This window comes from Leclercia sp. 29361, from assembly GCF_011290365.1.
Lineage (GTDB): Bacteria > Pseudomonadota > Gammaproteobacteria > Enterobacterales > Enterobacteriaceae > Enterobacter > Enterobacter tamurae.
The window spans coordinates 81,597-93,529 of the sequence record NZ_CP049786.1; the positions used below are offsets into that span (position 1 = coordinate 81,597).

General features: G+C 57.7%; 9 protein-coding genes. 2 read left to right on the top strand and 7 right to left on the bottom strand.

Translation table 11 applies throughout. The annotated features are described in order from the left end of the window. Positions 1–55: 55 nt before the first annotated feature. On the top strand, positions 56–1,258 hold the full coding sequence (gltS, locus tag G7090_RS00415) for a sodium/glutamate symporter (RefSeq protein WP_166181109.1): 1,203 nt from the start codon (positions 56–58) through the stop codon (positions 1,256–1,258). On the opposite strand, the gene recG is transcribed toward gltS, so the two are convergent. From recG to gmk, 5 genes are read right to left on the bottom strand one after another with little or no spacing between them, the layout of a single operon-like run. After that, the gene (recG, locus tag G7090_RS00420) at positions 1,259–3,337 is read right to left on the bottom strand and encodes an ATP-dependent DNA helicase RecG (RefSeq protein ID WP_166181111.1); all 2,079 of its coding nucleotides are present in this window, start codon (positions 3,335–3,337) and stop codon (positions 1,259–1,261) included. Positions 3,338–3,339: 2 nt separating this feature from the next. After that, positions 3,340–4,029 carry a tRNA (guanosine(18)-2'-O)-methyltransferase TrmH gene (gene trmH / locus G7090_RS00425; protein ID WP_166181113.1) on the bottom strand — a complete coding sequence of 230 codons (690 nt, stop codon included), beginning with the start codon at positions 4,027–4,029 and terminating at the stop codon, positions 3,340–3,342. A 4-nt stretch (positions 4,030–4,033) separates the two neighbouring features. Then, complete coding sequence (spoT, locus tag G7090_RS00430; protein ID WP_106995430.1) at positions 4,034–6,148, bottom strand: bifunctional GTP diphosphokinase/guanosine-3',5'-bis pyrophosphate 3'-pyrophosphohydrolase; 2,115 nt, start codon at positions 6,146–6,148, stop codon at positions 4,034–4,036. Between the two features lie 19 nt (positions 6,149–6,167). Further along, positions 6,168–6,443 (bottom strand): DNA-directed RNA polymerase subunit omega, encoded by a 276-nt coding sequence (gene rpoZ, locus G7090_RS00435; RefSeq protein WP_032615688.1) that lies wholly within the window; start codon positions 6,441–6,443, stop codon positions 6,168–6,170. 54 nt (positions 6,444–6,497) lie between these two features. Next, positions 6,498–7,121, bottom strand: a complete 624-nt coding sequence (gene gmk, locus G7090_RS00440) for a guanylate kinase (RefSeq protein WP_166181116.1) — start codon at positions 7,119–7,121, stop codon at positions 6,498–6,500. Between the two features lie 251 nt (positions 7,122–7,372). Between gmk and ligB the strand changes: the two genes are divergently transcribed. Then, the gene (gene ligB, locus G7090_RS00445) at positions 7,373–9,043 is read left to right on the top strand and encodes an NAD-dependent DNA ligase LigB (RefSeq protein ID WP_166181118.1); all 1,671 of its coding nucleotides are present in this window, start codon (positions 7,373–7,375) and stop codon (positions 9,041–9,043) included. Here ligB and G7090_RS00450 read toward each other — a convergent pair. Both G7090_RS00450 and G7090_RS00455 read right to left on the bottom strand, forming a co-directional pair. Continuing rightward, positions 9,040–9,657 carry a trimeric intracellular cation channel family protein gene (locus G7090_RS00450; RefSeq protein ID WP_106995520.1) on the bottom strand — a complete coding sequence of 206 codons (618 nt, stop codon included), beginning with the start codon at positions 9,655–9,657 and terminating at the stop codon, positions 9,040–9,042. The genes ligB and G7090_RS00450 overlap by 4 nt on opposite strands. A gap of 165 nt (positions 9,658–9,822) precedes the next feature. Beyond that, complete coding sequence (locus G7090_RS00455; RefSeq protein WP_166181120.1) at positions 9,823–11,760, bottom strand: acyltransferase family protein; 1,938 nt, start codon at positions 11,758–11,760, stop codon at positions 9,823–9,825. Positions 11,761–11,933 lie beyond the last annotated feature (173 nt).

An 11,933-nucleotide genomic window follows, 5' to 3' on the forward strand; every position in this document is an offset into this window, starting at 1 on the left:
AAGGGTTCAGCAAAACACGCATTTCATGGAGCACGTGTCATATTAGGAGCCCACTATGATTCATCTCGATACGTTGTCGACCCTCGTTGCGGCAACGCTGGTTTTACTGCTTGGCCGTAAACTGGTTCACAGTGTCCCCCTTCTCAGAAAATACACCATCCCGGAGCCCGTCGCGGGCGGGCTGCTGGCCGCCGTTGCGCTGCTGGTGCTGAAAAAGAGCATGGGCTGGGAAATCGACTTTGATATGACGTTAAAAGACCCGCTGATGCTGGCCTTTTTCGCCACCATCGGCCTGAACGCCAACCTCGCCAGCCTGCGGGCAGGCGGCAAAGTGCTGGGCGTGTTTTTGATTGTGGTGGTCGGGCTGCTGGTGATGCAGAACGCCATCGGTATCGGCATGGCCTCCCTGCTGGGGCTGGATCCGCTGATGGGCCTGCTGGCCGGTTCCATTACCCTCTCCGGCGGACATGGCACCGGGGCGGCGTGGAGCAAGCTGTTTATTGAGCGCTATGGTTTCCAGAATGCCACCGAAGTGGCGATGGCCTGCGCCACCTTCGGCCTGGTGCTGGGCGGCCTGATCGGTGGGCCGGTGGCGCGCTATCTGGTGAAACACTCCACCACGCCGAACGGCTGCCCGGAAGATGAAGCGGTGCCGTCGGCGTTTGAGAAGCCAGACGTCGGGCGCATGATCACCTCTCTGGTGCTGATCGAAACCATTGCGCTGATCGCCATCTGCCTGACGGTGGGCAAAATCATTGCGCAACTGCTGGCGGGGTCCGCATTTGAACTGCCGACCTTTGTCTGCGTGCTATTCGTGGGGGTGATCCTCAGCAACGGCCTGGCACTGATGGGGTTTTATCGTGTCTTTGAGCGGGCGGTATCGGTGCTGGGCAACGTCTGCCTGTCCCTGTTCCTGGCGATGGCCCTGATGAGCCTCAAGCTGTGGGAGCTGGCCTCGCTGGCGCTGCCGATGCTGGCAATTCTCGTGGTACAGGCCCTGTTTATGGCGCTGTACGCGATGTTTGTGACCTGGCGACTGATGGGCAAAAACTACGACGCGGCGGTGCTGGCGGCCGGCCATTGCGGCTTTGGTCTGGGGGCGACGCCAACGGCGATCGCTAACATGCAGGCCATCACCGAGCGTTTCGGTCCGTCGCACATGGCATTTCTGGTGGTGCCGATGGTAGGGGCGTTCTTTATTGATATCGTCAACGCGCTGGTGATCAAGCTGTATCTGATGTTGCCGATGTTTGGCTGATCAGGCGTTGGAGTAGCGCTCGGTCTCTGGCATCCAGCGCTCGATTAACGCTGCCGCCTGGTCGGGGTAGCGTTCATGGATATGGCGTGCCAGACGCTGAACTTCGGGGATCATGCCCTGATCGCGCAACAAGTCGGCCACTTTAAACTCGGCGTTACCGGTCTGGCGGGTGCCGAGCAGTTCGCCCGGACCGCGAATCTCCAGATCCTGTTGCGCAATTACAAACCCGTCATTGCTGTCGCGCAGCACCTGCAAACGTTTCTGGGCGGTTTTCGACAGTGGAGCTTTGTAGAGCAACACGCAGTGTGAGGCCACTGCGCCACGTCCGACGCGGCCGCGCAGCTGGTGGAGCTGCGCCAGTCCCAGACGCTCCGGGTTTTCGATGATCATCAGGCTGGCGTTAGGCACATCCACCCCGACTTCAATCACCGTGGTGGCGATCAGCAGATGCAGATCGCCCTGCTTGAAGGATTGCATCACCGCCTGCTTCTCGGCTGGTTTCATCCGGCCATGCACCAGACCGACGTTCAGCTCCGGCAGGGCCAGCTTTAACTCTTCCCATGTGGCTTCCGCCGCCTGGGCTTCCAGCAGATCCGACTCTTCAATCAGGGTACAGACCCAGTAGGCCTGACGGCCTTCCTGACAGGCGTTGCGCACGCGATCGATGATGTCGCTGCGGCGCGTATCCGGAATGGCGACGGTGGTTACCGGCGTACGGCCCGGAGGAAGTTCGTCGATGGTGGAGGTGTCGAGATCGGCATAGGCGGTCATCGCCAGGGTGCGCGGGATCGGGGTTGCGGTCATGATCAGCTGGTGCGGATGGTACCCCTGCTGGAGCCCTTTTTCCCACAGCGCCAGACGCTGATGCACGCCGAAACGGTGCTGCTCATCGATGATTACCAGCGCCAGGCCGTGGAACTGCACCTGCTCCTGGAAGATGGCGTGGGTGCCGACAATCATCTGCACCTGACCGCTGGCGATGGCCTCCTGCTGCGCCTGTCGCGCCTTGCCTTTTTGCTTCCCGGCCAGCCAGCCCACTTCAACCCCCAACGGAGCAAACCAGCTGCGGAAGTTATTCGCGTGCTGCTCGGCCAGCAGTTCGGTCGGGGCCATCAGCGCAACCTGTCTGCCGTGGGCAATGGCGCGCAGCGCGGCCAGGGCCGCCACCAGCGTTTTACCGGAGCCAACATCGCCCTGCACCAGACGCATCATCGGCACGTCCAGCGCCAGGTCGCGTTCGATCTCGGCGGTCACGCGGGCCTGCGCCCCGGTAGGCTTAAACGGCAGCGAGGCCAGCAGCCTCTCTTTTAATTCGTCCTGGGGCGGGAGCGGCAGGGCATGAAAACGCTGTGCCCCGGCGCGCAGCGCCAGCATGCTCAGGTTATGCGCCAGTAGCTCTTCCAGAATCAGCCGACGCTGGGCCGGATGTTGCCCGCTCTCCAGATCGCTTAACTGTAATGTTGGCGGCGGGCGGTGCAGGGTGCGCAACGCCTCCGGCAGGCTCATCATCCCCTGCGCCAGCTCGGGCGGCAGCAGTTCGGTAATGGCGCAGGTGTCGAGCAGCTCCAGCGCCTGGTCGGTCAGCTTGCGCAGCGTCGCCTGCTTGATGCCTTCGGTGGTCGGATAGACCGGGGTCAGCGTCTCCTGCATCTCCGGGGTGCTGAGATCGCCCTGCACGCGGTACTCGGGGTGGATCATCTCCGCGCCGTATTTTCCGCGTTTGGCTTCACCGTAAGCTAATACTCTGCGTCCGGGGGCGAGGCTGTTTTTCATCGCCGCGCTGAAGTTAAAGAAGCGCATCGTCAGGATGCCGGAGCCGTCGCTGATCTGGCAGGTCATCATCCGGCGACCGCCGAAGGTGATGTTGCTGTTCAGGACTTCGCCTTCAACCGTGGCGTAAATGCCGGGCAGCAGCTCGCCAATCTGATAGAGCTGGGTGCGGTCTTCGTAACGCAGAGGGAGGTGCAGGAGGAGATCCTGCACGGTATGCAGGCCGATTTTAGCCAGTTTGCTGCTCTGGGCCGCGCCAACGCCCGTCAGGGAATTGAGCGGCACGGCATCCAGCAGGCGGCCTTGCATGATTATTTCGTCGCTTGCATGGTGGCCCACCACGTCGCATCGGCTTCAATTTCGCCCTGCATATTCACGTGGGGGTAGGGTAATTTTTTCTGCTTCGCCACATTGGCCAGCACCGGATAGCCGCCTTCAAACAGCAGGCGCTGCTGCTCGTCTTCCGGCAGCATGCTGTTCTCGCGTTTGTACATCCCGGCATTTTGTCGCTGGCGCTGGGCTTCATACAGAATGAGCGCGGAAGCCACGGAGACGTTCAGGGACTGCACCATACCGGTCATTGGAATGATGATGTCCTGATCCGCCAAATCTAACGCTTCCTGGGTGATCCCCGTTTTCTCCTGACCCATCAGAATGCAGGTCGGGCGGGTGTAATCGATCTCGCGGAAGTCGACGGCTTTGTCGGAAAGATGGGTCGCCAGAATCTGCATGCCGCGCCCTTTCAGGTGCGAAATGGCGTCGCCAATATTGTCGTGGGCTTTGACCTGTACCCAGCTGTTGCTGCCTGCGGCAGCCGAGGCCATGGGACGCATTCGCGTCCCTTTCCAGACGGCGTGCACTTCATGCACACCGACGGCATCAGCGGTACGGACGATAGCAGCCACGTTATGCGGTTTATGAACCTGCTCCATGCAGACCGTCAGATCGGGCTGACGCCTGGCGAGCATTTCGCAGATCCGGGCATAACGTGTTGAATTCATAACGCTAGTTTCGGTTGCGGGTGACTTTGATTACGTCGGCCATCACGCGGATTTTGCGCATGATGTTCGCCAGATGCACACGGTCGCGCGCGGTCAGACGAATAAAGGCGCTGTAAACGCGGCCATCTTTCTCTTCCGTATTCAGGCTATGAATGTTGGAGGAGGCGGTGTTGATTGCCGCCGTCAGGTTCGCCAGCGCACCCTGGTGGTTGAACATATCCACCTTGATTTCGGTGATGAATTCCTGCTCGGTCTCTTTATCCCACTCCACCGCCATAAACTTCTCAGGCTCTTTCTGGTAGCCACGGATGTTACGACAGGATTCGTGGTGGATAACCAGACCCTTACCCGGGCTGACGTGAGCAATAATCGGGTCGCCCGGGATCGGTCGGCAGCACTTGGCAAAGGTGATCAACACGCCGTCGGCGCCTTTGATCGGCAGATGGCCGTGGCTGGTTGATGACGGCTGCGGCACAGAGGTTTCGCCCTGCTGCAGGTTCTTCGCCACCACTACGCTCATCGCGTTACCCAGACCGATTTCCGCCAGCAGATCGTCAAGCGTAGCGAGCTTCATGCGCTCGATTTCACGCTGGACGTTCTCTTTCGGGATCTCAGCCAGCTTGCGGCTGCCGCCCAACGCGTGGTTGAGCAGACGACGTCCCAGGCTGACGGAGTCGTCGCGTTTGAGGTTCTTCAGCAACTGGCGGATCTTGGCGCGGGCTTTCGAACTCACGACAAAGTTGAGCCACGCCGCGTTCGGACGTGCGCCAGGTGCGGTAATGATTTCCACCGTCTGGCCGCTGGTCAACGGCTGTGACAGCGGGTACGGCTGCCTGTCGACACGTGCGCCGACACAGGCATGACCGATATCGGTATGCACGGCGTAAGCGAAGTCGACCGGGGTTGCGCCAGCAGGCAGCTCGACAATGCGCCCCTCTGGCGTGAAAACGTAAATCTCATCCGGGAAGAGATCGGATTTAACGCTCTCGATAAATTCAAACGAACTACCGGCGCTCTGTTGCAGCTCCAGCAGGCTCTGCATCCAGCGCTGGGCACGGATCTGTGCGGTGGTGCTGCTTTCGCCGCCACGCTCTTTATAAGCCCAGTGTGCGGCAACACCCATCTCCGCCATCTGATCCATGTCTTCGGTACGGATCTGCACCTCAACCGGCACGCCGTGCGGGCCAATCATCGAGGTGTGCAGAGACTGATATCCGTTCGCCTTGGGAATGGCGATATAGTCTTTCATCCGACCCGGACGCGGTTTATACAGGCTGTGCATCTGACCCAGCACGCGATAGCAGGTGTCGGAGTCATGGACGATTACGCGGAACGCGTAGATATCCATGATCGAGTGAAAACGCTGCTCTTTGAGCACCATTTTGCAGTAGATGGAGTACAGATGCTTTTCGCGACCGCTGACGCGGCAGGGGATACCCGCTTCCTGCAAACGTCCTTCGATTTCCGAGAGGATCTTCTGAATCATCTCTTTACGGTTACCACGTGCGGCTTTCACCACCTCTTTAATCACGCGGAAGCGGTTCGGGTACAACGCTTCAAAACCCAGCTCTTCCAGCTCGGTTTTAATGTGATGAATACCTAAACGGTGCGCCAGCGGGCTGTAGATTTCGAGGGTTTCACGGGCAATGCGACGACGTTTGTCCGGGCGCAGCGAGCCCAGGGTGCGCATATTGTGGGTACGGTCAGCGAGTTTGATCAGAATGACGCGGATATCCTGCACCATCGCCATGATCATTTTGCGGAAGTTTTCGGCCTGCGCCTCTTTCTTGTCGCGGAAATTCAGCTTATCAAGCTTAGAGACCCCTTCCACCAGCTCGGCAACGCTTTTGCCAAACAGCTGTTCCATGTCCTGGTAGGTGGCGGGGGTATCTTCGATCACATCATGCAGCAGGGCAGCCATCAGCGTTTCATAGTCGAGTTTCATCTCGGCCAGAATACAGGCCACCGCTACCGGGTGCGTGATATAGGGTTCACCGCTTGAACGTGTCTGGCCCTCGTGAGCGTCACGTGCAACGAGATACGCCTGCTGGAGACGCTTAATCTGGTCTACCGGCAGGTAGGTTTGAATCAGTTGATTCAGGCTTTCAAACAGATACAAGGGCGACCCGCAGGTTTAATTAACGACGACCTTCAGCAATGGCGGTAACGGCCTGCAGTTCTGCGGCTTCCTGCTCTTGCTGCTCCTGGCGTTCACGAACATCAAGGATCTGGTTGTTGATCAGACCTTCTTCGATTTCACGCAATGCGATAACGGTAGTTTTATCGTTTTCTTCCGGTACCAGTGGATCTTTACCGCCTGACTGCATCTGACGAGCGCGACGCGCGGCGACCAGCACCAGGTCAAAACGGTTACCAATTTTCTCTACAGCGTCCTGAACAGTTACGCGTGCCATACTTAAAATGCTCCACAGATGAAGAAATGACTGGGCATGATACTGAATGTGGGTTCAGTCTGCCAACAGTTTGGTGATTAATGCGTCATGTCGCTGCTTCTGGCGGCTCATGCGCAGACGTTCGGCGCGAAGGATGATTTTGAGATCGCTCAGGGCGGCGTCAAAGTCATCATTCACAATCAGGTAATCATATTCGGCGTAATGGCTCATTTCCGCAACTGCCTGGGCCATACGTTTTGCGATAACCTCTTCGCTGTCCTGGCCGCGGCCGCGAAGACGGCGATCCAGCTCATCTTTCGACGGCGGTAAAATAAAGATACTGCGCGAATCAGGCATCTTCTTGCGAATCTGCTCCGCGCCCTGCCAGTCGATATCCAGGAACACGTTTACGCCGGTCGACAGCACCTGCTCAATAGTTTCACGTGAGGTGCCGTAGTAATTACCGAAGACTTCCGCGTGTTCAAGAAACGCATCCCTGCCAATCATCGCTCTGAATTCGTCGTGATCAACAAAGAAATAGTGTTCACCGTGCACCTCACCCGGACGCGGCGCGCGCGTGGTGTGAGAAACCGATACCTGGGTATCATACAACGGTTGGGTTTTTAACAGCGCCTGAATCAGGCTGGATTTACCCGCGCCACTAGGGGCAGAAACAATATAAAGCGTGCCTTGAGCCATGAGAGTCTTTTGTATGTGTTAGCGAAGAAAGTCCTACATACGGGCTTATTATACACGTCGCCGCTTCGTGACGTAGCCTTTGTCACACTTTTTCCGCTTCTTAGTTGATTTTTGCTCTCCCTTTTCCACTTTTCTACGCTGTTTGCTGCAACAGAAACAAAGTCCTGATGACGGCTCGTAAAGTCTGTTTTTGCCTGTCGCCTGCGATGTCATACCGCGTTATACCCTCCGTAAAACAGGGAGGGATAACGATGTGGCGATGTTTTGGTGTACTCATGCTGCTCTGGAGCAGTTGCGGCCTGGCGGTATGCCCGGTCTGGTCACCCGCGCAGGCAGAGCAGGAGATCGCCCGGCTCAGCGCGCAAATAGCCCGCTGGGATAAAGCCTACTGGCAGCAGGGCGTCAGCGACGTAAACGACGAAATATATGACCAGCTGGCTGCGCGGCTGAAACAGTGGCGGCACTGCTTTGGCGATGAGTCGGCGACAGATACGCTGTTGCCTGCGGGTGGTTCTATCAGGCATCCGGTCAGCCATACCGGGGTGGCGAAGGTAGCCGACAAAGCGGCACTTCGGCAGTGGATGCATTCGCATCGCGATCTGTGGATCCAGCCCAAGGTGGATGGCGTGGCGGTGACGCTGGTCTACCGTCAGGGTCACCTGGTGCAGGCCACCAGCCGGGGCGACGGGCTGAAAGGCGAAGACTGGACGGCAAAAGTGAAGCGTATGGCCTCGGTGCCCGCCCGGGTGACGGGCCCGCTCGCCAACAGCGTGTTACAGGGGGAGCTCTTCTTGCTCCGTGATAATCATATCCAGCAGCAGATGGGCGGCATGAATGCACGGGCAAAAGTCGCCGGGGCGATGATGCGTCAGGATGAGAGCGCCGCCCTGGATCACATCGGCATCTTTATCTGGGCCTGGCCGGACGGTCCTGCCCCGATGGGAGAGCGTCTGCAGGCGTTAACCCGGGCGGGCTTCATCCTGAGCGAACCCTGGACGCAGCCGATCGGTTCAGTGGAGGAGGCTGAAACCATACGCGATCGCTGGCTGAAGTCGCCGCTGCCCTTTGTCACCGATGGCATCGTGATCCGCTCGGCGCAGGAGCCTGCGGGCAAGCACTGGTTGCCCGGAGACGGTAGCTGGGTGGTGGCGTGGAAGTATGCCCCGGCCGCCCGTGTCGCCGAGGTTCGGGCTATCACCTTCGCCGTGGGGCGTACCGGCAGGATCGCGGTGGTCGCGACACTTGAGCCGGTACAGCTTGATGATAAACGGGTGCAGCGCGTCAATCTGGGGTCGGTGAGGCGCTGGCAGGAACTGGATATTGCGCCGGGCGATCAGGTTCAGGTCAGCCTGGCCGGCCAGGGGATCCCGCGGGTGGATAAAGTCGTCTGGCGAGGGAGCGAACGGAAAAAACCGGTGCCGCCAGCGTCACGCTTTACGCCGCTGACCTGTTTTTATGCCTCACCGGAATGCCACGAACAGTTTATGGCCCGGCTGGCCTGGCTGAGTTCGTCGTCGGTGTTAAACATCGAAGGACTGGGTGACGCTGGTTGGCAGGTGCTTCATCAGGCACATCATTTTGAGCACCTGTTTTCGTGGCTGGCGCTCACCCAGGAGCAACTTCAGCATACGCCCGGTCTTTCGGCACAGCGCGGCCTGCGGCTCTGGCATCAGTTCAACCTGGCGCGCCGTCAGCCCTTTACCCGCTGGCTGGATGCGCTAGGCGTGCCTCTGCCCAGGGTGGCCATGCGCGCGCTGGGGGATGGCCACTGGCAGCAGTTGCAGAGCAGAGATCCGCTGGGCTGGCAGCAGGTTCCGGGCATTGGCGTGGAAAAAGCGCGCAGGCTGGTGGAGTTTGTTCATCACCCCACCGTTAACGCCCTGACCGCCTGGCTGAATAAGCAGGGCGTGCAGGGGTTTTAGTGGCTGTCGTGGCGGTAATAAAAGACCGGCAGGCCCAGCTTTAAACGCAGCGCCAGCATACGGGCGGTAAAACCAAACAACAGCGTGGAGATAATCACCACATCCTGGTTGCTCACGTAGTGCTGCAGGGCGACGTACAGCACCGCTGAAGCGAAGGAGACCCCAGCATAGATCTCTTTTTGAAAGACCAGCGGAATGCGTTTGCAGAACATGTCCCGCAGGACGCCGCCAAACACGCCGGTGATCACCGCTGCGATAGTGGCGATAACCGGGCCTTCGCCCATATCCAGCGCGACCTGGGCGCCAATAATGGAGAAGACGATCAGGCCGAGCGCATCCAACACCAGAAACAGACGTCGCAGATGGGGCATCACCGGGGCGACGATGGTGGTCAGCACGGCCGCAATGGCCACAATAATCACGTATTCAGGATGCTGCACCCAGCCGAGCGGATAGTGGCCCAGCAGGATATCCCGGACCGAGCCCCCGCCCAGCGCCGTCGCCGTGGCAATAATAATGACTCCGAAAGTGTCCATACGACGACGCCCGGCGGCCAGAGCTCCGGTCATAGCCTCAGCGGTGATACCGATCAGATACAGGATGTGCAGCAGCATGTTACCCCCCAAATTAAGGCCGTCAGGGTAACGTTTTGTGGGCTGTCCCACGATTTAGATTTTTTTGTGTGAGTGACCATCACTTAGATTATCTAATGGATGATTGGCGTGATAGGTGCGATATCAGGTTTTTTAACCCGATATCACATTAGATTTATTTGGTCTTTACTGCTGCGGTCGGCTAAAAACCTGGCGGAACATCGGTACCAGTTTTTTATTACCGGTTTCACTGAGGTGATTATCGTCGAAGTACCAGGGTTGGAGATTTTTACTACCCATACAGCGACTCGCGGTACAGAGCCAGGCGGTGGGATCCAGTACCTGAACGCCGCACTCTTTTGCCGCCCGCGCCTGGGCCTGCAAAATGGCCGCGTTCTTTTTCTCGTAGTCCGCCAGAGGAACCGATAAATCGCGGGTAGCTTTGCCGGTCATCAGACGATGGGATAACGTGCGGGGAACGTTACGCGCCATCTCGGGGATCGGGTTCACCAGCCAGACCGGATGTGAGCGATTCAGGGTGCACGCCATCCCGACAATCGCATCGGCATACTGTTGCAGGTACGCCTGCTTGTCTGGCGAATGGGTATCAAATTTCACCAGCTGCTGTTCAGCATAATGCGTCAGGCGGTTCACGATCACCACCGGCACATCTGACGGATAATCCTGCAGCCGTGAAGGGAGGGAGCGATTGAATGCGCCGCATCGGTTGTTCTCGCTCAGTACACCCGTCGCCAGCGTCGGGCAGCCAGAATAGGTGATACCGATAACCGAGCCCTTGCCCTGCGCGGCTTCTGCCAGGGCGGTTGCTGTGGCTTCCGCATGGCTGTCGCCAATAATGATGGCGACGGGCTTACCCGTACCGTAAGTGCTTAAGTGCGTTTTCGGGTTAGCAGCATAGTTTTTGTTGGTGGCTTCCAGCGCGATTTTGTTCACCAACGGATCGGGCTGGCTGACAATAAAATTGTTTTTCACCAGATAGCTGAACAGCCAGGCGACGACCACGCAGGCAAACAGGATTATCCAGAAAGCGCGGGTCGAGCGCTGGTTCAGGTAGTTTTTTCCGGGCTGCTCAATCAATACCCACGAGAGCCATCCGGCGGCAAAAGAGAGCGCAATCGCGCTCATCACCCACAGCCCATTATGCTGTTGCCCGGAATAGATCAGGAATACCGCAATGGGCCAGTGCCATAAGTAGACGGAGTATGAGCTCAGCCCGGCCCAGCGAAAATTGCGGTCAAACAGGCTCACCAGCGGCTGGTAGTCGCTGTAAATCACCAGCATGGCACCCGCGACGGGGAGTAAGGTCAGCGGGCCAGGCCAGGCTTGCTCTGCCGTGATGAACACGAGGGATAGCAGGATCATGGCGTAACCCGCGATCGCCGTAAATGGCCGCAGCTTTAACGGCAGGATAAAACGCTGTGCGGCGTACCAGACCAGCCCGCCACACAGCATCTCCCAGGCACGATACGGCATCAGATAAAAGCTGGTGGCCGGGTTTGTAGAGGTTTGTGTCATGCTCACCATAAAGGACGCGACGGTGAGGACCAGCAGACAGAGGCCGGTGTTGAGCTTTTTCCTGAGGGGATATAAGCCCATCATAATAAACGGCAATACCAGGTAGAATTGCCATTCAACGGACAAAGACCAGGTATGTAAAAACCAGTTCTCATGCGAGTCGAGGGCAAAATAGTCCCCGGTCTCTTTGTTGAGTTTCAGGTTGGAAATAAACAGAGCGGCATAGCCAATATAGTTTCCGAGCTTTTTATACTCATTTGTCGGTAGCCAGAAAAAGGTCGCTACGGCGATAACCAAACACATCGCCAGCAGGGCGGGAATTATTCTTTTGCAGCGCGCGGCATAAAACTGAATAAGGTTAAAGCGGTTGCGTTCCAGGCCGGTGGCGATGATTTTGGTCATCAGAAAACCGGAGATCACGAAAAACACATCCACGCCCGCGAAACCGCCGGGCAGCAGGGTGGCGGTAAAGTGATAAAAAACAACAGAAAGAATGGCTATTCCGCGCAGCAGGTTGATGTCCTGCCTGAAATCGCGGTCAACTGAGAGGCTGGATACGCCCTCTAATGATAAGTTGATGTTTGCCATTAGGTTTCCTGAAAAGGACGATCTGAATAAGGAATGCGGCCTGCATTCTATCAAAATCAGGAAAAGAGTGCTTATGTTCTGATGCGCCTGAAGCAGACAGTAAATTCTTATGGCTATTAAATAAAAATGGTCCCTGAGTGGGACCATTAATAACAAATCGGTGTCTGTTAATG

Excerpts from the sequence above, each read along its gene's own strand:
- gltS (WP_166181109.1), top strand. The coding sequence starts at position 56 with ATGATTCATCTCGATACGTTGTCGACCCTCGTTGCGGCAACGCTGGTT.
- recG (WP_166181111.1), bottom strand. The coding sequence starts at position 3,337 with ATGCAAGGCCGCCTGCTGGATGCCGTGCCGCTCAATTCCCTGACGGGC.
- trmH (WP_166181113.1), bottom strand. The coding sequence starts at position 4,029 with ATGAATTCAACACGTTATGCCCGGATCTGCGAAATGCTCGCCAGGCGT.
- rpoZ (WP_032615688.1), bottom strand. The coding sequence starts at position 6,443 with ATGGCACGCGTAACTGTTCAGGACGCTGTAGAGAAAATTGGTAACCGT.
- gmk (WP_166181116.1), bottom strand. The coding sequence starts at position 7,121 with ATGGCTCAAGGCACGCTTTATATTGTTTCTGCCCCTAGTGGCGCGGGT.
- ligB (WP_166181118.1), top strand. The coding sequence starts at position 7,373 with ATGTGGCGATGTTTTGGTGTACTCATGCTGCTCTGGAGCAGTTGCGGC.
- G7090_RS00450 (WP_106995520.1), bottom strand. The coding sequence starts at position 9,657 with ATGCTGCTGCACATCCTGTATCTGATCGGTATCACCGCTGAGGCTATG.
- G7090_RS00455 (WP_166181120.1), bottom strand. The coding sequence starts at position 11,760 with ATGGCAAACATCAACTTATCATTAGAGGGCGTATCCAGCCTCTCAGTT.